The following is a 22,338-nucleotide window of genomic DNA, read 5'->3' as shown; positions in this document are numbered from 1 at the left end:
CTCGCGGGTGGCGTGTGCTGCGGCGGCTGATCCTGGCTGACGATCGGCACTGAGGCTGAGCGCAGCGGCTATTTCTCGCTCGGCGGCGTGCGCGGTAGTACTAGCTCGAAAACTGTGCGCCCCGGCTTGGAGCGCACCGTGACGCCTCCGCCGTGCGCCTCGGCGACCGCGCGGGTGATCGCCAGTCCCAGGCCGGTGCTTCCGGAGCCCCGCGATCGTGCCGGGTCTCCGCGTGTGAAGCGGTCGAAGGCTCGCTCGGCGAGGTCCGGCGCCAGGCCCGGTCCGCTGTCCTGGACCGCTAGGCGGACTTTGTCGGCGTCCACGCTGATTCCGACCGTGATGAGCGTCCCGGCCGGCGTGTGGACTCGTGCGTTGGTCACGAAGTTCGCCACCGCCTGTGCCAGCCGGTGTGGGTCGCCGGGTACTGTCACCGGGTCGGTCGGCAGGTCGAGGCGCCATTCGTGCCTCGTCGCCGACTCGCCGATGTCTGACTCGTCATGGTCGGCGGCGCGCGCGTCGTCCACGGCGTTCAGCACCAGCAGCGTCAGGTCGACCTCCTCCGACGCCAGCGGTCGTCCCGCGTCCAGGCGCGCGAGCAGCAGCAGGTCATCGACGATCGTGCCCATGCGCCGGGACTCGGCCTCGATGCGGGTCAGGGCGTGCCGGGCGTCGTCGGGCAGTTCGCCGCCGCGTCGCAAAACCAGTTCGGCGTGGCCGCGGACGGCGGCCAGCGGGGTGCGCAGCTCGTGGCCGGCGTCGGCGGCGAAGTCGCGCAGGCGGCGCTCGACGGATTGGCGGCGTGCCAGTGCGTTCTCGACGTGGCCCAACATCCGGTTCAGTGAGGCGCCGACTCTGCCCACCTCGTCGCCGCGGTCGGCGTCGGGGACCCGGACCTCCAGCGCCACCTCGCCGCTGGCCAGCGACAGGGTGCTGACTCGCTCCGCGGTCGTGGCGACCCGGTCCAGCGGACGCAGCGCCAGCCGGACCCAGGCCGCGCCGCCGAGTGCGGCGACCACCACGGCGCCGGCGAACAGGGCGATCTCGGCTGTCGCCAGCTCCCGTACCGTCTCGGAGACCTGGGACATCGGCAGGCCCGTGACCAGCACGTCGCTGTCGAGGCCGGGGACCGAGCGCAGGCGGTACTCCCCGAGGGCGGACAGGCGCACGGTGTGCGGCGAGCCGTCCAGCGGCAGGGACAGTACGGCGCGGGTGTCGGCGGGGGACAGGCGGACCTGTCCGGTGTCGTCGCCGGTCAGGCTGGTGCCGTTGATCACGCCGACCTGGGTGATCACGCCGCCGGCGGCGCGCGCGCCGAAGGTGCCCAGCGTCTGGCCGCGGGTGTCGGCGTCCATGTTGTTCTGTTCCAGGCCGTGCTCCAGGCTCTGCGCGTAGCGCGGCCCGGCGGCCGTCAACTGCTGGTCCAGCCGTGTCACGAGGAAGCCGCGCAGCAGGGCCGTGGTGCCGATCCCGACGCCGGCGAAGATCACCGCCAGCAGTACCACCAGCCCGAGCGTGAGCTGCCCTCGCAGTGTCCGCGGCCGGAGCCGGCTCATTGTTCGACGAGGGTCATGGAGCGGCGGCCTTGATGACGTAGCCGGCGCCGCGCACCGTGTGGATCATCGCCGGGCGGCCGGCGTCGATCTTCTTGCGCAGGTAGCTGATGTAGAGCTCCACGACGTGCGCCTGCCCGCCGTAGTCGTAGGACCACACCTCGGCCAGGATCTGGGACTTGCTCAGCACCTGGCGCGGGTGCCGCATCAGGAACCACAGCAGCGAGAACTCCTTCGGGCTCAGGTCGATCGGCTCACCGCCGCGGGTCACCTCCCGGGCCGCCTCGTCCAGCACCAGGTCGCCGACCACCAGGCAGTCCGGGCTCGCGACCCGGCCGGTGCGCCCGCGCGCGGTGCGCCGCACCAGGCTGCGCAGCCGGACCACCACCTCGTCCAGGCTGAACGGCTTGGCCACGTAGTCGTCGCCGCCGGCGGCGATCCCGGCGATCCGGTCCTCCACGGCGTCGCGCGCGGTCAAGAACAGTACCCGCACCTCGGGGCGGGAGGTGTGGATGCGCCGCATGACCTCCATGCCGTCCATGTCGGGCAGCATCATGTCCAGCACCACGGCGTCCGGCTGGTACGTCGCCGCGGCCGAGACCGCCTCGCGGCCGTCGTGCGCGCCCACAGCGTCCCAGCCCTCGTGCCGCAGCGCGCCGCAGACGACCTCCACCAGGTCCGGCTCGTCGTCGACGACCAGGAAGCGCCAGGGTTCCGTCGGGTTCGCGATATTCGCAGGCATGGCGGTCATCGTCCACATCCAGCGTGAAGATTGGCTAAGGATTCCCCGGGAACCGGAGCGGTTCTGAGGAAACTCAAAGGTAGTGCTGTTTACCTCGGTCGCATGAGCACGACCGTACTACCTGGGGACACCGCGCCGACCGGCGTGAAAACGTCGCCGGAGACCGTCCCGCGACTGGCGCTGGCGCTGATGGCGGCCGGCGCCGCCGCGGTGCTGACCGCCTGGTGGCACGCCACCGCCAGCGTCGTGGGCGGCGCCGGCTGGCTGGACGGCGCCGGACGGATCACCGGACTGCTCGCCGGCTACCTCGCGCCGGTCCTGCTGCTGCTCATGGCCCGGATCCCGGTGCTGGAGCGCCGCGTGGGCAGCGACCGGCTGGCGCGCTGGCACGCGCTGGGCGGGCGGTACATGGTCTTCCTGGTCAGCGCGCACGTCGTCACCATCATCTGGGGATACGCCCTCACCGACGGCAAGAACCCGTTCGCCGAAGGGGTGCAGATCGTCTTCCACTACCCGGCGATGATCAAGGGGTCGCTGGGGACCCTGCTGCTGTTCGGCACCGGGATCGTCTCGGCGCGCGCGGCACGGCGCAAGATGCGTTACGAGACTTGGTATTACCTGCACCTGGCTACCTACCTGGCGATCGCGCTGGCGTTCAGCCACCAGATCATCAACGGCGCCGACCTGTCGGTGCAGCCGGAGCAGACGCTGTGGAGCGCGTACTACGTGCTGGCGGCGGTGACGCTGGGCTGGTACCGGCTGTGGATGCCGTATCTGCACGACCGGCGGCACAAGTTGCGGGTGCACACGGTCGTGCCGGAGGGTCCGGGCGTCTACTCGGTGATTCTGAAGGGCGAGCGGCTCGATGAGCTGAAGGTGCGCCCCGGGCAGTTCTTCCGTTTGCAGTTCCAGACTCGGGATCTGCGCTGGGTGGCGAATCCGTATTCACTGTCCGCCGCGCCGCACCCGAACTATCTGCGGTTCACGATAAAGAGCCTCGGCGACCACAGCGCGGCGGTGTCCAGCCTGCGTCCGGGCACGAAAGTCCGCGCCGAAGGTCCCTATGGCGCCTTCACGGAGGACAAGGCGCGCTCGCCGCAGGTACTGCTGATCGCTGCCGGAGTCGGCATCACGCCGGTGCGGGCTTTGTTCGAGACGCTGCCGGGGCGGCTGACGCTGCTGTACCGGGCAGGGAGTGACCGGGAGATCCTCTTCCGGCATGAACTGGAGGATATCGCCCGCGAACGCGGTGCGCGGCTGGTGTACTTGGTCGGCAGCCGGCGGCGGCACGGCAAGACGTTCACGCCGCGCGGGTTGCTGAACCTGGTGCCGGATCTGAAGGCGCACGACGTGTATCTGTGCGGTCCCGAGGCGATGCAGCAGGCGGTCATCGTGGCGCTGCGCGATGCCGGGGTGCCCGCGTCCCGTATCCACCACGAGTCGTTCGAGTTCTAGAGAGGCTGGCCCATGCGACGCGCGATCGTCACCGGCACCGCGACCGTTTCCGGGGTCGTCCTGCTGCTCGGTCTGAAGCCGCACAGCGACACGCCGCTTGCGGACAAGGGGACGGACAGCAAGTTCACGATCACTCAGTCGGATGTGCAGGGGGGAGGCAGCCAACCGAGTAGCCAACCGAGCAGCCAGCCGAGTTCGGGGGGATCTTCGGGGTCGTCCGGATCTTCGCAGCCTGGATCTCCGTCGAGTTCACCGAGTTCACCGAGTTCGTCGGCTCCGGCGGCGTCCGGTACGTCCAAGACCGTCACCGGCGACGCCGCCGACACCCGCTTCGGACCGGTCCAGGTCGCCGTCACGTTCAACGGCAAGAAGATCACCCAGATCCAGGTGCTCCAGTACCCCACCGAGACCGGCCGCGACCAGGAGATCAACACCTACGCGATCCCGCAGCTGAACCAGCAGGCGATGACCGCGCAGAGCGCGCAGATCGACGGCGTGTCGGGCGCGACGTACACCAGCGAGGGCTACCAGCAGTCGCTGCAGAGCGCGATCGACAAGGCGGGAGCGTGACCGTCCGCCACGTCGAGCCGGCGATGGGCACGGTCTTCTCGATCGTCGCCGACGTCGGCGACGGGATCCCGGCGGCGGTGGCCCGGCTGCACGCGATCGACGCCAAGTTCTCCACCTATCGCGACGACAGCCCGGTCAGCCGCATGGCCCGCGGTGAGGCCGTGGAACGCGACCCGGAGATCGCCGAGGTCCTCCGGCGCTGCGCCGAGGTCGAGGCCGACACCGCCGGGGCGTTCACCGCCTACCCGGCCGGCCGCCTGGACCCCAGCGGCTGGGTGAAGGGCTGGGCGATCGAGGAGGCGGACCGCCTCCTGACCGCCGCCGGCTCCCGCAACCACCTCATCGTCGGCGGCGGCGACGTCCAAGCCCGAGGCGAGGCCGAACTCGGACGCCCCTGGACCATCGGCGTCACCGACCCCCTGCACCCCGACCGCTACGCCGCCCTGGTCACCGGCCGCGACTTCGCCGTCGCCACCTCCGGCACCGCCGAACGCGGCGCCCACATCATCGACCCCGCCACCGCCGAACCCGCGACCGGCTTCGCCTCGGTGACGCTGATCGGCGCCCGCATCGCGCACACCGACGCCTACGCGACCGCGGTCTTCGCCATGGGACCGGAACGAGGCATGGAATGGGCCGAGGAGCGCGCCGGGTTCGAGGCGTACGCGGTACTGCCGGACGGGACGACAGTGGAGACGGCAGGGTTCGCGCGGTATCTGGCCGGGTGAGGTAGCGGTACTAGCGTGCCGCCGCCGAGCGCAGATCGTCGGCAGTTAGTAGAGACGAGAGCTGAATCCCTTGTGCGGCCAAGGCTTCGCCGCCGCCCTGCTCCCGATCAATGACGCACAGCGCCTCATGCACGTCGGCGCCGAGCGTGCGCAACTCCTCGGCGGACAGCACGATCTGCCCGCCACTGGTGACCACGTCCTCGATGATCAGGACTCGACGTCCCGCGATCTCCGCCCCCTCGGCAAGACGGCGCGTGCCATAGGCCTTGGCGGTCTTGCGCACGAAGGCACAGGGCAAGCCGGTGTGCCGCCCCAGGGCGGTGACGACCGGGATACCGCCCATCTCCAACCCGGCGAGCACTTCGGTGTCGGACGGCACGAGCGGAACCATGCGCGCGGCCACCTCGTCGAGCAGGACCGGATCGGCCTCGAAGCGGTACTTGTCGAAGTACTCGCTGGCACTGCGGCCCGAGCGAAGGGTGAACGTGCCGGTCAGGTGCGCGGCGGCGTGGATGCGGGCTGCGAGGTCGGAGTGGGTCACAGGCAGCCAGTATCGCAGGCCGATTTACTAGGGCGGTCCGTTGCCGGGGCGGTCCACAGATTGCGCGTCTTTCTCACCCGTCACCCGTCACCCGTCACCCGTCACCCGTCACCCGTCACCCGAGCAGCGCTTCGCCGAAGTGCTCCCCGACCTCGTCGGCGATCGCGGCCGCGTCGCGCGAGCCGTCGACCTCGATCACGCGGATGCCGTGTTCCTCGGCTTTGCGTACCGCGTCCTCGGCGACCAGGCGGTCGCGCGCGATGCGGTTGGCTTGAGCGCGTGCCGGGTCGCTCGTGCTCTGACCCATCGCGGCGGCGCGTGGCAGGGTACTGAGTTGGTGCTGCCGGAAGTTCTCTGTCGGGACCAAGACGATCATCCGGCGAGGTGTGTCCAGCAGCGGCGCCACCAACTCCGGACGCAGACCCCAGCCTTCGGCGATGATCGGGCGCGGCGAGTACAGGCCGCGCAGGTCGTCCAGGGCCCACTCGAAGCGGACTGGGAAGCCGTCCAATGTTGCCGCGGCCATGGCTTCGGGTGTCGTGCCGACCCAGACCGTATCAGGGGTCGGATTCTCTGGCGGCTCGCCGAGTGCCACGCGGCGGGCGATCCGGCGGTCCTGGTGGCCGCGGGCGTCGTGGTAGTCGTAGTGGTAGGCGGTGAGGCCGTGCCGGTGCGCGAGGATGCGGGCGACCGTCGACTTGCCGGCCCATTGCGCGCCGCCGATCCACAGGGTGCGGCTCAGCGTCTCGAAGGGGTTCCAGGTCTGCTCGGGCATCACGCGACTGTAGCCGAGGTCCGCGTGGTGCGGACCTCGGCTGGCAGCCTTGCGGTGTCAGGGTTTCAGGTCAGTCGGGCTTCGCCGGCGAGCAGGTCCAGGAGGTGTTCGGGGTCGCCGATGCGTTCGGGCAGGCCGTGCGCGAGGAACCATTTGGCGACGTTGTGGACGTCGCGGGACAGGAAGTCGCGGCCGTTCGGGTTGATGACCACGTCCACCACCTGCGGCAGGTCGATCAGGACCAGCCGGCCGTGGTGCACCAGGATGTTGTAGGGGGACAGGTCGCCGTGCGTCTGGCCGCGCTCGGCCAGTGCCAGCAGCGCCGAGACCAGCTGCTCCCACAGGTCGAGCAGTTCGTCGGGCTCCGGGCGGAGCTGCGCCAGCCGGGGCGCGGCCGTGCCGTCGGGGTCGCCGACGAACTCCATCAGCAGCTCGGTGCCGTACAGCTGCACCGGATACGGGACGGGTACGCCGGCCAGCCACAGCTCGGACAGCGCGCCGAACTCCGCGATCGCCCACTGCTGGGCGATCAGGTTCATGCCGAAGGACGTACGTCCCTCGATCGCGCGCATGTCGCGGGTGCGGCGCAGGCGGCGGCCTTCGAGGTAGCCGGCGTCGCGGTGGAAGCTGCGGTGCTCGTTCGAGCGGTAGCGCTTGGCGGCCATGGTGACCTCGGCGCCGGTGTCGGGGAAGACGCGGCGCACCAGGAAGACATCGGCTTCCTTGCCGGTCTTCAGGACACCGAGTTCGTGGTCGCAGGCGCCCTGCTCGGTGATGACCCACTCGGGCAGCGGTTCGGGACCGTGCCCGGCGTCCACCCAGTTGGACCAGCGGTCGCCCTCCGGCGGCGCCATGTCCTGGTTCTCGCGCTCGATGGCGAGGCGCCCCCGCTCCTCGAGCGTGAGCCGGCCCTTGCGGTTCGGATTGGCGAGGGATTCGTCGACGCGTCGACGCATGCGCTCCGGGCGCGCGGAGGTGTCCTCGAGATCTGCGAAGTCGTCGAACGCGTCGAAGCCAGCGCTGTCGGAGCTGTCGGAGCTGTCGAAATCGTCGTTCAGGTACTGCGAGTGCTTGGGCACTGTGGTGTTCTCCATGTGAAAAGGAGGGAAATGACTCGGGATTCCGCGCGCGCGGCAATGACGGCAATCGTCACTGTCCCCACCCCCTTCCAGGAGAACTCGGTCCACGATCTGTCCGATCGGGCGATGCGCACGACCCTCGCACGCCCGCGGACACGCCGCAACCGATTATTCGCCGCCGCCGGTACGATCAAGGACGTGAGCGCAGGCGCGGACACCCCGGACGCGCCGGACACGCAGGCCACCCCGACCGCCGTCCGCTGGGTCCGTGCCGCCCAACGCGGCGACGCCCTGGCGATGAGCCGCCTCCTGGACGAACTGACCCCCTACGTCGGCCGCCTATGCGCCCCGATCGCCCTCGCCGACGGACCCGACGCCGCACAAGAAGCACTGATCGCGATCTTCCAGAACCTGCGCTCCCTGCGCGAACCAGAAGCGCTGTACGGCTGGACCCGGCGCATCGCGGTCCGCGAGGCCATCCGCGTCGCGCAGCGCACCACACGCCAGCAGCACGCCGAACTTGCCGAACTCCCCGCACCAGGCAGCCCGGAGCTGGCGGTGGACATCCGCGACGTACTGAACCGGCTGTCACCGGAACACCGTGCCATCCTGATGCTGCGCGAGGTGGAAGGCTTGGACGAACGATCGGCGGCGGAGGTACTCGACGTGTCGGCGGGAACGGCGAAGTCGCGGCTGAGCAGAGCCAAGGCGGCCTTCCGGAAGCAGTGGACATCGTGAGCGGCGCTGGCAGGGCGAATAACATCGGCGGCTCAGACGGCACCGGCGGCGCGAATGACATCGGCGGTTCCGACGGCAACCGCGACGCGAATGACATCGACGGCTCCGGCGGCAACGGCCATAGCGCGGGCGGCCCGAGCGGTGGCGACGGTTCCGGCGACCTGGGGGATGGCAGCGACATCGGCGGCGCCAACGGTATTGGCGGCTCGGGCAGCAATGGCGGCGTGAGCAGTATCGGCGGCTTCGGCAGCAATGGCCATGGCGCGCGCGGCTTGAGTGGTGGCAGCGATATCGGCGGCTTCGGCGGCAGCGGCCATGGCGCGGGCGGCCCGAGGGGTGGCAGTGGCTTCAGCGGTCCGGGCGGTGGCAGTGGCAGCGGCTCTGGCGACCCAAGCGGCGCGAACGACTGGCCGACCGCCGACCTCGATCCCGTCCGCCGCATGCGTGTGCTGGCCTCGGCGCTCCCTTCCAGCGCTTATGCCGAGCTCCGGGTCGATGCGCCGTTCGGGCGTGTTTGGCGCTATCTCGCGGACATGGATCGCAGCGTGCCTGAGCTGATCGGCTTCATTCGCCGCTTCGAGCTTGCCGCTGATGGTTCGGCGGTCGCTACCGGCTTGCTCGGCAATCGCGGGCGCTTCGATGTGGAGCTGCGGGAGGGGTGGTGCGTCATGCAGGATCGGTTCGTGGTCGGTGGGTTTGCGGCGGTCGCGCAGGATGGCGGCGGCGCCACCTTGCTCGCGGGCTGCGGGGCTGTCCGTACCGCCGGAATCCGCAGAGTCGTTCCGCTCCTGTTCGGCGAGCGCACCGTGCTGCGCACTTTGGGCAAGGTGCGCAGTCGCGTGCAGACCTACGAATAGACGCCACCGTGCAGTAGGTAGTCGTTCACGTGCGCGTCCACACATGCGACCGATCGTGTCGAGAACCTCCGATCGGCTCCGTCCCAGGGGTGAGAGCGACCAGACCCACACACAGGAGCCAGAACCATGGAGCAGCACCAGATCACCGAGATCCTGAACCGCCCGTACAGCCAGGAACTGCTGGCGCGGGACCTGACCCGGCTGGCCTACGTCGCCGAGGACGGGACCCCGCGCTGCGTCCCGATCGCCTTCACCTGGAACGGCTCGCAGGTCGTCCTGTGCACCACCAAGAACGCCCCGAAGCTCCCCGCCCTGCGCCAGAACCCGCAGGTCGCGCTGACGATCGACACCGAGGTTCACCCGCCGAAGATCCTGCTGATGCGCGGCACGGCCGAGCTGGACGAGGTCGACGGCATCCCCGAGGAGTACCTGCGGATGAACGGCACCTACGACATGACGCCCGAGCAGCGCGTGGAATGGGAAGCCGAGATCCGCTCGCTCTACGACGGCATGGTCCGCGTGGTCATCACCCCGACCTGGGCGAAGCTGATCGACTTCGAGACCACCCTGCCCAGCGCGGTCGAGGAGCTGGTGCAGGCTCGCGCCGAGCGGCAGGGCGTCTGAAGGCCGTCGGCGCGGCGTTCAGGCGCCCTGCGTTCGGCGCCCTGCGCCCGGCGCTCGGCGGCGGCCTGCACGCTCGGGCTAGTCCCCGTGAACGTGCTCTGTCCCCGGCGGTGCGTAGGCGGCCAGCCGCGCCTGGCGGCGCTCGCGGGCTGCGGCGAGTTGCTCGCTGAGGTACTCGTGCTCGTGCCTGGTCCGGAGCGTGCCGGCGAAGGCACGCTCGAAGCCCGTCAGTTCGCGCAGCACGACCACGCGCCGGATCTCCTCCAGCTCCGGCGCGGTCGAACACTCCCACACCCTGTCCTGCGCCAGGAGTAGGTCGAGGTCCTTGCGTGCGTGGCACAACTCGCAGGTGCGAGGGGTTTGGACTTCGGCCTTCAGCAGCGCCTGCAAGGCTTCCCGCAGTGGCTCGGGAGTCCTCGCGCTCGTGCGCCAGCGGTGAAACGCGGTGGACGGGTCTTCCGGCGGCACCCACTGGATGCGGATGAGTTGCTGCTCCCGGATCTCTTCCGCGCCGTCCTCGCTGCGGTCCAGCAGGTAGGCACGGAACAGCAGCATCTCCCCGCCGCTGACGCCGATCTGCGGGTGGTCCTCGGGGTTGAGCTCCCATTCCAGGCGGTACTCGCGGGTCTCGGCTTCGGGAGGCAAGGTGACTTCGCACTCGATGAGGCGTGGATCATCATTCGGCAGAATCAGCGCGTCACGCTCGGATCCCAGCGCCGAGCCGTCCCGAGCGAGGTCGCGGTAGCGCAGCAGGCTGAGATGCGGCAGGTAGCGGCGCAGTCGCAGAATCGTCCCGCCCTCGTGATTCAACGGCCGGATGAGGATACGAGCATCGCCGCGCACCGTGTCGACAGGCTGGGCATCGACGAATTCCACCCTCATCGCGGGATCCTGCTGGCTCGATGGCGTCACGAGATCAGCCTAGGAAGCGCAGCAACTCCTCCGCCACCGCCGAAGGCTGCTCCTCCGGCAGCAGATGCCCGCCGGGCAGCACGACGACCGCCAGCTCGTCCGCGTGCCGCTCTCCGCCCTCCAGCACCGCCGGCGGGATCACCACGTCGCGTTCCCCGCCGATGATCAGCGTCGGCACGCTCAGCCGCGCCTTGCGATACCGCCCCAGCGGATGGCCGAAGATCTCGCGCCACACATAGGCGGCGTTCACCTGCTCCACGGCGCGCGCCCGCGCCGGGTCGCGCAGCAAATCGGTGTAGATCCGCGGGTCTTCGCGCTCCCACAGCGTCGGGTCACCCGACCAGTGCCGCAGCAGGAAGCCGGCGAAGCCCGTGTGCCGCAGGACCAGGCGGCCGATCGGCGGGTGCTCGATGAAGGCGGTGTGCCACATCCGCCACAGGTTTGGCAGCACCCGCCGCTGGATCGGCCACAGGTGCGTCATGTTCACCGAAGCCAGGGCTCTGATGCGCTCCGGATGCCGCAGCGCCGCCACGAAGCCGACCCAGCCGCCCCAGTCGTGGCCGACGACCGCCGCGCGGTCGATGCCGAGCGCGTCCAGGACCGCGATCACGTCCTCGGCGAGGTTGCCGGTGCTGTAGCCGTGCTCGGTCGCCTCCGACCAGCCGCAGCCGCGCAGGTCCAGGGCGAGGACGCGGTGCGTGGCGGCGAGGTGCGGCAGGACGTGCCGCCAGACGTACCAATGCTGCGGGAAACCGTGCAGGAGCACCAAAGGCGTGCCGTCTGCGGGCCCTGATTCGGCGATGTGGAACCGCACGCCGCGCGCGGTCACAAATCTGTGAGTGAGTTCAGGAGTTGCTTTAGCGATCGTGGGCATCGGGAAGACAGACACGGGTGGCTCCTCCAGGTTCGACTGCGGTGGATGCTGTCGAGCTGAGGAGGAGCCACCCGCGTTGTTCGTTCCCGTCGATCACGCAGTCGCGGGTGTGACGTCTGTCACGTCGGTTACTTGGCGAGGCCGAAGGCGTTCACCAACGCGCCGTCGGCGGTGTCGCCGTCCATCGACCAGGCCATGTCGCCGCGCAGTCCCAGAGCCTTGATGAACAAGACCTTCTCCTGGATGCTCTGCGGGTCGTCGTACGTCCAGAAGGTCTTGCTGGCCGGGTCGTACTTGTACACGGCGCCGGTGATCGGGTCGTGATGCACGGTCCCGGGCTGCGCCGCGACCTGGTTGTACACGACGTCCGTCGCCACGCCGGTGGCCGGCTGGTAGAGCCCGTCGCCGCGCGGTCCCGGCGCGACGCCGGTCCAGCCGTGTGCGTAGAGCGGGATCGACAGCGCGATCTTGTTCGGGGTGGCGCCGTGCTGCAGGTAGTTCATGACGACCTGCAGTGTCGAGATCTCCCCGTTCACCGGGAACGGGTTGCTCGACGTGGCGCGCGGAGCCGGGTCGAACGGCGAGGGGAACAGGTTGGACTGGAAGTTCGTCGGGCCGGTGGTCTCCCAGGTCCCGTGGAAGTCGAACGTCATGACGTTCATCCAGTCCAGGATGCGCGAGACCGCGCCGATCTCGATGTGCGAGACGTTCTCCGGTCCGGCCGGCATGTCGGCGGTGAGCAGGTAGTGCTTGCCGTCGGGACGGCCCGCCGTGTCGAGCTGGTTGCGCAGTTCCTGGAGCAGCAGGGTGAAGTTGTGCGTGTCCTGCGGTCCGTGCGGGTTGTTGTCGCCGACCCCGTCCGGGTACTCCCAGTCGATGGAGATGCCGTCGAAGATCCCAGCGGCCGCACCCGGCGCGACGCCGGGCAGGTTGCCCTTGATGTACATGTCGATGCAGGACTGCGCGAACTTCGCGCGCGAAGCCGGGGTGGCCGCGGCGGCGGAGAAGTTGGTCGACTCGGACCAGCCGCCGATCGCCATCACGATCTTCAGGTTCGGGTAGGCCTTCTTCAGCTCGCGGAGCTGGTTGAAGTTGCCCGCGATGGACTGCGCGCCGGTGTCGGCGGTGCCGTCCACCGAGTTCGCGGCGTCCACCGGCTTCTGCCAGTCCGCCCAGGCGTCGGCGCTGGCACACGTGCCGTCCGGGGCGATGTTGGAGAACGCGTAGTCGATCTCGGTGAGCTTCTTCACCGCGCCCGAGGCGATCAGATTCTTCTCGTAGAACCCTGAGTAGATCCCCCACTGGGTGAAGTAGCCGACGGAGACTTTTCCGTTGGATGAAGCCGAAGACGCCGATGCCGCGGCGGACGCGGCGGCACTGCCGGGTGTGGCCAGTGCGGGAGAGGCGGCGGCGACCGGGACGATCGCCAGGCTCAGGACTGCGGCCGCGGCGAGCCCGACGCGACGGTTGCGGTGGTGCTGGGAGGGGCGGGCCATGATGCTCCTCGAAGGGACGAAAGATGTCTAGACCAGCGATGGCGAGCGCCATGCTCCTCGTCGCCGACCCCGCGGTCAAGTCCTCGCAACGCCTTCTTTGCTATTCGCTGACCTGCAACGGGATGACCATGGTCTATGCCAGTAGGTCTAGACCTTGGTCTAGACCTCACCCTTGACAGTCCTGGAGGACGGCGGTACTTCTTCCCTACGACCCGATCCGTTTATTGCGGCGCCGCTCACCGGATCAGCTCGGTGCGATCAGCTCCATGCGATCAGCTCCACGTGCAGTTTCTTTCCGAACGGTTTCCCTCCCGCCACAGGAGCGTGCGTAACGAATGAGAGCGTCACGAAGCTCTGTAAGCAACAAACGAAGCTCTGTAAGCAACAAACACAGATCGGCATTGACCGCGGTTCTCGCCTCCGCGGTCATCGTCGCGGGTGCCTCCGCCGCCATCGGCGCCGGCACCGCCCCGCATGCCGCGGCGCAGAACACCAACACCACGGGGGCCGCTGCGACCTCCGGCGGTCTGAAGGTGGCCTACTACGACCAGTGGTCCATCTATCAGAACGCGTACTACCTCAAGAACGTGGACCAGACCGGAGCGAGCAAGCTCAACTACCTGATCTACGACTTCGAGAACATCGACCCGGCCAACCTCACCTGTTTCGAGACCACCAAGGCCACCGACCCCGACCCGGCCGGCGAGAACGACCCGAACGCCGGTGACGGCGCCGAGGACCAGTTCGCCGACTACCAGAAGTCCTTCGACTCCTCGATCAGCGTCGACGGGACCTCGGACGTCTACAACCAGCCCATCGCCGGCAACTTCCACCAGCTTCAGGAGCTGAAGAAGAAGAACCCGAATCTCAAGGTTCTGCTGTCGCTCGGCGGCTGGACGTACTCCAAGTACTTCTCCGACGTGGCCGCCACTTCGGCCTCGCGGCAGAAGTTCGTCTCCAGCTGTATCAACATGTTCATCAAGGGCAACATCCCGGCGTCCGGCGGCTACGGCGGCCCGGGCACCGCGGCCGGCATCTTCGACGGCTTCGACATCGACTGGGAGTATCCGGCATCCACCGCCGGGCACCTCGGCAACCACGAGTCGGCCGCCGACAAGGCGAACTACACGGCACTGCTGCAGGAATTCCGGACCGAGCTGAACGCTCAGGGGTCAGCTGACGGAAAGTCCTACGCGCTGTCGGCCGCCCTGCCCTCCGGGCAGGAGAAGATCGCCGCCGGCATCGAGACGCAGAACGTCGGCAACATCCTGACGTTCGGCGACGCGATGACGTACGACATGCACGGCGGCTGGGACGCCACCGGGCCGACGAATCACCAGTCGCCGATCTACAGCGACCCGAACGACCCGATGTCCCCGATCCCGCCGGGCAACGCCAAGTACAACCTCGATGAGGCGGTTAAGGCGTACACCGTCGGCGATCCCGCCTACGGCATCCCAGGCGGGTTCCCGGCCAGCAAGCTCACGGTCGGCATCCCGTTCTACTACCGGGGATGGACGGGGGTGAGTGCCGGATCGTCCCACGGCTTGTTCCAGCCGGCCTCCGCGCCGGCGGCGGGAGCCGCGGACTCCGGGAGCGTTCCGGGCATCCAGATGTACAAGGAACTCACCGGGATCGTGAACAACCCCGCTGACACCTTCTGGGACCCGGTGGCCGAGGCTGCGTACTTCTACGACGGGACCAACTTCTGGTCCGGCGAGGACCCGCAGTCGATCCAGGCCAAGGCCGACTACCTGCACTGCAACGGCCTCGGCGGCGTGATGATGTTCTCGATGTACGACCTGGACGGCGCGGCGACGCTGTTCAACGACGCGGTGAACGACGTGAACGGCTCGGCGGCGTCCTGCCCGACCGGACCGCCCCCGTCGACCTCCTCCACGTCGCCGAGCACGCCGCCGACCACCTCGACGACGCCGACCACGCCGCCGTCGACCACGCCGACCTCGCCGAGCTCGTCCTCGTCGTCCTCGGCGCCGGGCGGGGTCTGCGGTGCCGCGCAGTGGAGCGCCTCGACCGCCTACAACGGCGGCGCGGTGGTCTCCTACAACGGCCACACCTGGACCGCGAAGTGGTGGACCCAGGGCGACGTCCCCGGCAACAACTCGCAGGGGGTGTGGACGGACAACGGCGCCTGCAGCGGCGGCACCAGCACTCCGCCCCCGCCGCCTCCGGGCAGCTGCAGTCTGCCGGCGTGGAGCTCCACGAACGCCTACAGCGGTGGGGCGGTGGTCCAGTACGGATCGCCGGCGCACAAGTGGACCGCCAAGTGGTGGACGCAGGGCGACACCCCCGGCAGCAACTCGCAGGGAGTGTGGACCGACGGCGGAGTGTGCACCAGCTGATCGATCGCTGATCGAGGGCTGAGGCAGCTCATGCGAGGGCCCGGAACCGTGTGCCACTGCGGTTCCGGGCCTTGGTGCGCTGTGCGGCGGGTGGTGCTTGTGGAGCGGTGCGGCGTGGCGCGTGGGCGGGTAGTGCTTGTCGCGCCGGTGTCGCCGGTGGCGCTTTTCGAGCTTGTCGTGCTTGTTGTGCGGCGAATGGTGCTTGTGGAACGGTTCGGCGTGGCGCGCGGGTAGTGCCTGTCGCGCTGGTGGCGCTGGTCGAGCTTGTGGTGCGGTGCGGCGGGGATCAGCCGCGCAGGGCCTTGAAGGCTTCCGGGTCGCTGTCGCCGAGGAACGTGGCGCAGCGCTCGGCTTCCTCGGTCTCGCCGATGCGCTCGGCGGCCAGGCCCAGGGCGTTCAGGGCGCGCAGGAAGCCGCGGTTGGCCTCGTGCGACCACGGCACCGGGCCGTGTCCCTTCCAGCCGGCGCGGCGCAGCAGGTCCAGACCGCGGTGGTAGCCGGTCCGGGCGAAGGCGTAGGCGGTGACGGACCCGAAGGTGGAGTCGTCGGCGGCCAGCGCGCCCTCGGCCAGGGCGGCCCACGCGGCCGGAACCGCCGGATGCGCGGCGGCCACCTCGGCCGGATCGGTACCCGCGGCCAGGGCGTCGCGCACCGGGGCGTCGTCGGGAAGCAGGGTCGGCGACGGCGCGCCGAGGAGGTCATTGTGCATGGCTAGAGGCTACCCGCGCCGGTGGTGGTGCGGGGCGACGCGGCACGCGGCACGCGGGGCGTGACACAGCGCGGCCGGCTGATGGGCGACCGGCGACCGCGCCAGCCACGCGGCGCGCGACACAGCGCGGCCGACTGATGGTCGACAAGCGACCGGCGACCGCGCCGGGCTGCATCGGTGGCGAACTACCAATCCGCGTAGTGCACCTTCTCGCTTCGTTCGGTGTGCGCGCCGTGTTGTCCGACCTGATGCGTGCCGTGCGCCGGCGGCCATTGCAGCCAGGGCACCCACGGCACCGGCACGCAGAACGGGTCCCACCGCGCCGCGAGGATCAGCCCGATGTTCTCCGGCGTCGGATCCTTTATCGCCTGCCACGCCAGTTCGCAGATCGTCGGCTCCTCGGTGGAGTGCGTCGGCGCCGGGGGTGTGGGCGTCGGTGAGCTCGACGGCGGCGGAGGGGGCGGCGTGGTCGGCGTCCGTGCCGGCTGGGTCGGGCTCGGGACCGGTGTGGGCGTCGGCGCCGGTGTCGGCTTCGGCTTGGGCGGCGTGGGACGCGGCCGGGGCGCGGGCGGCTTCACGATCGAGCTGTAGCGCACCGGCGTCGGCTTCACTACGGGCGGGTTCGTGGGCTTCGGAGCCGGCGGTGCGGGCTTCGGTGTCGGCTTGGTGCTGGCGACGCGCGTCGGCGCGGGCAGCGCGACCGCCGGTGCGCTGGACGGCGGCGTTTCCAGCGGCGGCGCTCCCGTCCCGCCCGACATGCCCCACGCCAGGATCGCGCACGCCACCACCGCGACCGCCGCCATCGTGATCGCCTGGGTCCGTGCCTTGCGCAGCTGCATCAGCCAGCGCGCGAGCAGTGCGCCGGCCTTCGCCGTCCCGTCGGCCGCAGCACCCGCCGCGGTGCCGCCGCCGACGACCGTCGCGGTGGTGCCCGCCGACGTCGCCATCAGACCGGCGCCGGCCGCGGCGCCCACCGCCACCCCGGCGATGATCTTCGCCGCGGCGGCGGATCCGAATACTAGAGGCGAGAGGACCTCCGGCAGGGACTCGTTGAACTTCAGCAGTTCCAGGTAGAGCCCTGTGCAATCAGCACACGTATCCAGGTGGCGCTCGACCTTCGCCGTGTCGCGCGTCCCGAGCTTGCCGCGGACGAACGCCGCCAGCCGCTGCGCGAACGGCCGGCAGCGGTCGTTCACGGTCTCGGCTAAGTGCTCCTGGAGGAACGCCTGGCGTAAGCCCTCGCGGGCCCGGTACGCCAGCGCCGAGACCGCCGACGGCGACAGGTTCAACAGCGGCGCCACCTCCACCGGCGACTCGCCCTCGACCTCCAGATGCCACAGCACGATCTGCCAGCGCTCCGGCAGCGAGTGGAAGGCGCGGGAGGTGATCTGGCGGTCGAAGGCCTCGTCCAGCGGGTCCCGGTCCGCGCCGGTCACCGGCGCCGCCGTCACCTCCAGCTCGGCGATGTTCTCCACCAGCCGCAGGCGTTTTTCCGACTCGGCCCAGTCGAAGGCCGTGCGCCGCAGCGTCGTGTAGAGGTAGGCGCGGAACGCCTCGTCCGGTCCGTTCCCGCGGTCGATCGCCGCCAGCACCCGGGTGAACGCCTCGGCGGCCAGGTCGTCCGCGGCGGCCTCGTCCCGCGCCAGATGGCGCGCCACGCGCAGCGCCGCGCGTCGGTGCCGCTCGTACAGCGGCCCGTACGCGCGCCGGTCGCCGGCCCGCACCATGGCGATCAGCTCGGCGTCGGTCGGTGGGTGCTGCTGCTCCCCGGGGACGGGCACGGACGGCCTCCTAGCGTCGGCGTCGACACGAATCAGGACACGAAACAGGACACGAAACAGGACGTGGACCGCCGCGCGACACCGCCGAGGGCGCCGGTACGCGGCCGGGGACAGCTTGGGCCACCACACCGTCGCTTGTGCGGTAATACGAGTGCGATGTACCCGACCGGATGAACCGTGGTTTTCCCAACACAGGGTGTTGACACGATCCGGACCGGCGGTGACGAGCCGCCGGTCCGGGCTGATCTCACAAGGCGCGCGCTCCGGTGCGCTCGGAGAGCACCGTCAGCAGCGCGCCGGCCGGCGTCCACAGCACTGCCGGGGTGCCCGGCGGCACAAGCCAGTGCAGCCACCCGCGCCACGGCAACAGTGGCGGCAGAGTGGCTGTGGAGCCCCGGCCCCCGACGCGGACGCCGAGGGCCCCGCCTAATCGGCCGACCCAGTCGCGCAGCGCGGCGGTCTCGGCGTGCCCGGCGCCGTTCTGTGCGTACAGAACGGTTTCCGGCGATGTTCCTACCTCTGCGCGGAGACTCCGCGTGGAGTGCGGGGAGTCCGGCGCATGCGCCGGAGCCACCAGGAATCCCACCCTCATCACGGACTTCCGCGAGTCGGCGACGACGGGACCGAGCCGCACTCTGCGGGCCCGCAGCGCCGCAAGCGCCGCGTGCCCGACGGCCGCCGGCATGCTCACCAGGTCGAAGGCCTGTCCCACCGCGATCGTCAGCGGTAGGGCGGGGTCGGTGTAGAACTCCCGCAACTCGGCCCGGCCGTTCTCGGTCACCATCGTCGCCTCCCTCACTCGGGGTCCCAGTGGAAGACCCCTCAGGAGAAGAGACGGGGTCTGGGAACTTTCATTACGCGGGTTCGGCGAAAAATCCGGTGAACGGGGGAGAAGATCCCCGCCCACCCGGATGCACCCGGATGCGCGGGTAAGAGGGACAAGGGTTGCGTCCCCCCGCCCGCGCCGGATGATCGGCGGTGATGCCCGGTGTGCGGCGGTGGTCTCGGCGTGCCCGCGGTGTCGCTGAAACGTTCGAAGGGAACCTGTGATGGATGCCAAGGCGCTGGCCGGCCTCGTCGGACGCCTCACGCTCGAGGAGAAGGTCGCGCTGCTGACCGGCGAGGACTTTTGGTCGCTGCGCGCCGTCCCGGAGATCGGGCTGCGCAAGATCTCGCTGTCGGACGGGCCCGCAGGCGTGCGCGGCACGACCTGGGACGAGCGCGATCCCTCACTGCTGTTCCCGAACCCGACGGCGCTGGCCGCTACCTGGGACCCCGGACAGGTGCGGCGTGCCGGGGTGCTGATGGGAGCGCAGGCGCGGGACAAGAGTGTCGCCTGGCACTTGGCGCCGAACGTCAACTTGCACCGCAGTCCCTTGGGTGGACGGCATTTCGAGTGCTATTCGGAGGACCCGGTGCTGACCGCGACGGTCGCCGCGGCGTTCGTCGACGGAGTGCAGAGCGCGGGCGTCGCCTCGACCGTCAAGCACTTCATCGGCAACGAATCCGAGACCGAGCGCATGACCTACGACGCCGAGATCGATGAGACGACGCTGCGCGAGGTGTACCTGCCGCCGTTCGAGGCCGCGGTGCGCGCCGGCGCGTGGTCGGTGATGGCGGCGTACAACTCCGTGGACGGCGTAACCATGACCGACAACGAGGCGCTGATCGCCGGGGTGCTCAAGGACGGCTACGGGTTCGACGGCGTGGTCGTGTCCGACTGGTTCGCCACGCGGTCGGCGGCGGCTTCGGCGAACGCCGGGTTGGACGTGGTGATGCCCGGTCCTGGTCCGCAGGGACCGTGGGGCGAGGCGCTGGTGGCGGCCGTGGGCAAGGGCGAGGTCGCTGAATCAGTGATCGATGACAAGGTGCTGCGACTCCTGCGGCTGGCCGATCGCACGGGATCCCTGGACGGCTCCGATCCGCTGCCCGCGGTGAGCACGCCGGACGACGCCGCCGCGCAGCTTCGCGACATTGCGGCGCGCGCCATGGTGGTGTTGCGCAACGAGGCCTTCGCCGGCGAGCCGTTGCTGCCGCTGAATCCGCATTCGGTCTCGCGGGTGGCGGTCATCGGGCCGAACGCCAAGCATCTGACGGCTCAGGGCGGCGGCTCGGCTCATGTGAACCCGGCTTACGTCATCAGCCCTCTGACAGGGCTGACCGAGGCGTTCGGGCCGACGGTGACCGTCGAGTACGCCGAAGGCGTGGTCACGCAGCGTCTGCTGCCGCCGCTCACGCCGGAGACCGCGACCGATCCCGACACCGGGCAGCCGGGGATGCGCGTGGACTTCATCGATCCGGCGGGCGACGTGCTGGGCAGCGAGGTGCGGCAGACGTCGCGGTTCGTGTTCATGGGCGGGCTGCCGGTCAGGACCGCCGGGATCCGGGTGCGCGCGGACGTCGTCCTCGGCGAGGCGGGCAACCATCAGTTCTCGGTGTCCGGGATCGGCGTGTTCCGGCTGGTGATCGGCGACAACGCGCCGATGAAGATCACGCTGTCCCCGACTGCGGGCGCCGACCTGACCGAGGGGCTGGTCAGGCCGCCGGAGCACCGGGTCGAGATCGAGATGGACCCCGGGACCGTGCGGCTGGAGACGGTCGTGCAGGTCGATCCGGACCTGCCGGTCGCGATGTTCGGACTGCACCACGGGAGGCCGGAACCCGGCGAGGAGGAGCTGTTCGCCGCGGCGGTCGCGGCGGCGCACGCCGCCGACGTGGCGATCGTGGTGGTCGGTACGACCGATGAGGTGGAGAGCGAGGGGTCGGACCGGACCGACCTGAGGCTGCCGGGGCGGCAGGACGAGCTGGTCGCGGCGGTGGCGCAGGCCAACCCGCGCACGATCGTGGTGGTGAACGCCGGGGCGCCGGTGGAGATGCCCTGGCGCGCGCTGACACCGGCGGTGCTGTGGGCGTGGTTCCCGGGGCAGGAGGGTGGGCACGCCGTCGCCGACGCGGTGACCGGCGCGGTCGAGCCCGGCGGGCGGCTGCCCACGACGTTCCCGAAGACCGCCGCCGACGCACCGGTGTTGTCCACGCGGCCGGTGGACGGGAAGATCGTCTACGCCGAGGGGGCGATGTTCGGGTACCGGGGGTATGAGAAGGCTGAGATCGTCCCGGCGTACCCCTTCGGCCACGGCTTGGGCTACACCACCTGGGAGTACGAGGACATGACGGCCGCGCCTACCCCAGCCGGCGACATCGAGCTGGCGGTGCGGGTACGCAACACCGGCGGGCGGATCGGGCGCGAGGTGGTGCAGGTCTATCTGGCCGGCGAGGGCGATTGCCCGCAGCGGCTGATCGGTTTCGGCTCGACGTTCGCCGCGCCTAACGAGATCGCGACCGTGCCGATTACCATCCCGGCACGCGTGCTGGCGCGCTGGGACGCGGAGCAGGGGCGGTGGTACGTGCGCGGGGGAGTGCGGGAGCTGATCGCGGCGCGGTCGGCGTGGGACGCGCGGCTGCGGACGCGGGTGGAGGTGGCGGGTTCTTAGGGCGGGTGCTGGGTTTTGCGGCTTGTCCCTACCTCGCTGCTTACTCCTCTTTCTTCCCGACGGCACGGGCCAGCGTCGCAGCGAGAGCGAGGGCGACAACCAGCGGCAGGAGCCACCACGAGGCGGTGGTGTGCGTGCTGAGCGCGGCGGTCCCGGCCAGCGCGGCGACGACGAGCACGGCGACCAGCGGATCGTCGCCGAAGACGAAGTCGTACCAGAACAACCCGAAGGCCTTCACCTTGCCCACGCCGCATGCCTCCGCTTCAGGACCCACACCGCACCCAGCGCGACGAGCAGAACGTAGGCCAGCACGAGCGGAAGCGAGGCATCACCGCCGGGCCACTCGGCGCCCGCCCCCTCGGCACCCCAGAACGTCCCGAACCCGGTGAGCATCACCCCGACCGCGAACTTCATCGTGTTCTCCGGCACCCGCGCCAACGGTGCCTTGATCGCCACCCCCGCCGCACAGACGGTCAGCACAGCTGCCACTGCGGCAACCGCGGCGAGGGGAATGTCGTGCTGGTTCGCACCGAACGTCAAGGCGATGAAAGCGACCTCCAGACCTTCCAGGACGACGCCCTTGAAGCTGAGGGTGAAGGCGTACCAGTCCTCGACAACGGACCGCTTCGAGGCAGCAGCCGTCTTCGCCGCAGCAACCCCACGCTGATAAGCAGCGGCCTCATCCCGCAGGTCCTTGTACCCAGACGCGCGCAGCACCGCCTTGCGCAGCCACTGAAGCCCAAAGGTGAGCAGCAACCCGCCAACAACCAACCGCAACGCCTTGAGCGGCAGCACAGTCAGCGCCGGCCCAAGCCCCGCCACCACAGCGGCGAGCAGCAACAGCCCCGCTGCAACCCCCTGTAGCGCGGACCGCCACCCACGCGTCAGCCCGACGGCGAGCACGATCGTGAGCGCCTCCACAGCCTCAACCGCGCAGGCCAGGAAGACGGACAGGAGCAGAAAGGCGGTGCCCACGTGCTTAATGTAGCCCGCCGGCGAGGGGATCCGGGGAGCAGGCGGGTGGGGCGGCGCGGCGGTAGGGCGCTAGTGGTG

Annotated in this window: 21 protein-coding genes; 8 read left to right on the top strand and 13 right to left on the bottom strand. The window is 70.0% G+C overall.

Translation table 11 applies throughout. The features are described from left to right. Positions 1-68 precede the first annotated feature (68 nt). Both CACI_RS30455 and CACI_RS30450 read right to left on the bottom strand, forming a co-directional pair. Positions 69-1,553: a sensor histidine kinase gene (locus tag CACI_RS30455; RefSeq protein ID WP_015794731.1), complete on the bottom strand. Its 1,485-nt coding sequence runs from the start codon at positions 1,551-1,553 to the stop codon at positions 69-71. 13 nt (positions 1,554-1,566) lie between these two features. Further along, positions 1,567-2,301 (bottom strand): response regulator transcription factor, encoded by a 735-nt coding sequence (locus CACI_RS30450; RefSeq protein WP_015794730.1) that lies wholly within the window; start codon positions 2,299-2,301, stop codon positions 1,567-1,569. Between the two features lie 93 nt (positions 2,302-2,394). On the opposite strand from CACI_RS30450, the gene CACI_RS30445 reads away from it, so the two are divergent. Genes CACI_RS30445 through CACI_RS30435 form a run of 3 tightly spaced genes read left to right on the top strand, consistent with a single transcriptional unit; the run spans position 2,395 to position 5,045 of the window. After that, the gene (locus tag CACI_RS30445) at positions 2,395-3,747 is read left to right on the top strand and encodes a ferredoxin reductase family protein (RefSeq protein ID WP_015794729.1); all 1,353 of its coding nucleotides are present in this window, start codon (positions 2,395-2,397) and stop codon (positions 3,745-3,747) included. A gap of 12 nt (positions 3,748-3,759) precedes the next feature. Further along, positions 3,760-4,317, top strand: coding sequence for an FMN-binding protein (locus tag CACI_RS30440; protein WP_015794728.1), 558 nt, complete (start codon positions 3,760-3,762; stop codon positions 4,315-4,317). Beyond that, positions 4,314-5,045 carry an FAD:protein FMN transferase gene (locus CACI_RS30435; protein ID WP_015794727.1) on the top strand — a complete coding sequence of 244 codons (732 nt, stop codon included), beginning with the start codon at positions 4,314-4,316 and terminating at the stop codon, positions 5,043-5,045. The genes CACI_RS30440 and CACI_RS30435 overlap by 4 nt, the downstream gene beginning before the upstream one ends. Before the next feature lie 10 nt (positions 5,046-5,055). Here the strand turns inward: CACI_RS30435 and pyrE are convergent, their stop codons facing one another. From pyrE to CACI_RS30420, 3 genes are all read right to left on the bottom strand, one after another. Beyond that, positions 5,056-5,586: an orotate phosphoribosyltransferase gene (gene pyrE, locus CACI_RS30430; protein WP_015794726.1), complete on the bottom strand. Its 531-nt coding sequence runs from the start codon at positions 5,584-5,586 to the stop codon at positions 5,056-5,058. 115 nt (positions 5,587-5,701) lie between these two features. Next, entirely contained in the window at positions 5,702-6,361 is a 660-nt protein-coding gene (locus tag CACI_RS30425) for a hypothetical protein (protein ID WP_015794725.1), read from the bottom strand. Between the two features lie 65 nt (positions 6,362-6,426). Beyond that, a complete protein-coding gene (locus CACI_RS30420; protein WP_015794724.1) occupies positions 6,427-7,317 on the bottom strand; it encodes a serine protein kinase RIO in 891 nt (296 codons plus the stop codon). Positions 7,318-7,638: 321 nt separating this feature from the next. Here CACI_RS30420 and CACI_RS30415 point away from each other — a divergent pair, with 321 nt between their 5' ends. The 3 genes from CACI_RS30415 (at position 7,639) to CACI_RS30405 (ending at position 9,659) form a co-directional block, all read left to right on the top strand. Next, positions 7,639-8,178 (top strand): RNA polymerase sigma factor, encoded by a 540-nt coding sequence (locus CACI_RS30415; protein ID WP_049872113.1) that lies wholly within the window; start codon positions 7,639-7,641, stop codon positions 8,176-8,178. Continuing rightward, positions 8,166-9,035, top strand: a complete 870-nt coding sequence (locus tag CACI_RS51550) for a hypothetical protein (RefSeq protein WP_049871758.1) — start codon at positions 8,166-8,168, stop codon at positions 9,033-9,035. Before CACI_RS30415 ends, CACI_RS51550 begins: the two co-directional genes overlap by 13 nt. A gap of 126 nt (positions 9,036-9,161) precedes the next feature. Further along, entirely contained in the window at positions 9,162-9,659 is a 498-nt protein-coding gene (locus CACI_RS30405; RefSeq protein ID WP_015794721.1) for a pyridoxamine 5'-phosphate oxidase family protein, read from the top strand. Between the two features lie 78 nt (positions 9,660-9,737). Here CACI_RS30405 and CACI_RS30400 read toward each other — a convergent pair whose 3' ends face one another. The 3 genes from CACI_RS30400 to CACI_RS30390 form a co-directional block, all read right to left on the bottom strand. After that, a complete protein-coding gene (locus CACI_RS30400; RefSeq protein ID WP_015794720.1) occupies positions 9,738-10,541 on the bottom strand; it encodes a hypothetical protein in 804 nt (267 codons plus the stop codon). Between the two features lie 34 nt (positions 10,542-10,575). Beyond that, a complete protein-coding gene (locus CACI_RS46245) occupies positions 10,576-11,460 on the bottom strand; it encodes an alpha/beta fold hydrolase (RefSeq protein WP_015794719.1) in 885 nt (294 codons plus the stop codon). A gap of 113 nt (positions 11,461-11,573) precedes the next feature. Then, positions 11,574-12,941: a glycoside hydrolase family 18 protein gene (locus CACI_RS30390; RefSeq protein ID WP_015794718.1), complete on the bottom strand. Its 1,368-nt coding sequence runs from the start codon at positions 12,939-12,941 to the stop codon at positions 11,574-11,576. Between the two features lie 335 nt (positions 12,942-13,276). On the opposite strand from CACI_RS30390, the gene CACI_RS30385 reads away from it, so the two are divergent. Next, positions 13,277-15,304, top strand: a complete 2,028-nt coding sequence (locus CACI_RS30385) for a glycosyl hydrolase family 18 protein (protein WP_015794717.1) — start codon at positions 13,277-13,279, stop codon at positions 15,302-15,304. A 286-nt stretch (positions 15,305-15,590) separates the two neighbouring features. Here the strand turns inward: CACI_RS30385 and CACI_RS30380 are convergent, their stop codons facing one another. The 3 genes from CACI_RS30380 to CACI_RS30370 form a co-directional block, all read right to left on the bottom strand. After that, positions 15,591-16,013: a DUF3151 domain-containing protein gene (locus tag CACI_RS30380; RefSeq protein WP_015794716.1), complete on the bottom strand. Its 423-nt coding sequence runs from the start codon at positions 16,011-16,013 to the stop codon at positions 15,591-15,593. A 185-nt stretch (positions 16,014-16,198) separates the two neighbouring features. Then, entirely contained in the window at positions 16,199-17,794 is a 1,596-nt protein-coding gene (locus CACI_RS30375) for a sigma-70 family RNA polymerase sigma factor (RefSeq protein WP_015794715.1), read from the bottom strand. 247 nt (positions 17,795-18,041) lie between these two features. Further along, the gene (locus CACI_RS30370) at positions 18,042-18,578 is read right to left on the bottom strand and encodes a hypothetical protein (RefSeq protein WP_015794714.1); all 537 of its coding nucleotides are present in this window, start codon (positions 18,576-18,578) and stop codon (positions 18,042-18,044) included. A gap of 265 nt (positions 18,579-18,843) precedes the next feature. Between CACI_RS30370 and CACI_RS30365 the strand changes: the two genes are divergently transcribed. Continuing rightward, positions 18,844-21,285: a beta-glucosidase family protein gene (locus tag CACI_RS30365; protein ID WP_015794713.1), complete on the top strand. Its 2,442-nt coding sequence runs from the start codon at positions 18,844-18,846 to the stop codon at positions 21,283-21,285. A 40-nt stretch (positions 21,286-21,325) separates the two neighbouring features. Here CACI_RS30365 and CACI_RS30360 read toward each other — a convergent pair whose 3' ends face one another. Together CACI_RS30360 and CACI_RS30355 are read right to left on the bottom strand one after the other, a co-directional pair. Beyond that, on the bottom strand, positions 21,326-21,532 hold the full coding sequence (locus CACI_RS30360) for a hypothetical protein (protein ID WP_015794712.1): 207 nt from the start codon (positions 21,530-21,532) through the stop codon (positions 21,326-21,328). Further along, positions 21,520-22,260 (bottom strand): COG4280 domain-containing protein, encoded by a 741-nt coding sequence (locus CACI_RS30355; protein WP_015794711.1) that lies wholly within the window; start codon positions 22,258-22,260, stop codon positions 21,520-21,522. The genes CACI_RS30360 and CACI_RS30355 overlap by 13 nt, the downstream gene beginning before the upstream one ends. Between the last annotated feature and the right edge of the window lie 78 nt (positions 22,261-22,338).

This window comes from Catenulispora acidiphila DSM 44928, from assembly GCF_000024025.1.
Lineage (GTDB): Bacteria > Actinomycetota > Actinomycetes > Streptomycetales > Catenulisporaceae > Catenulispora > Catenulispora acidiphila.
The sequence above is the reverse complement of the archived record's forward strand: the minus strand, read 5'-3'. Positions and strand labels throughout refer to the sequence as shown.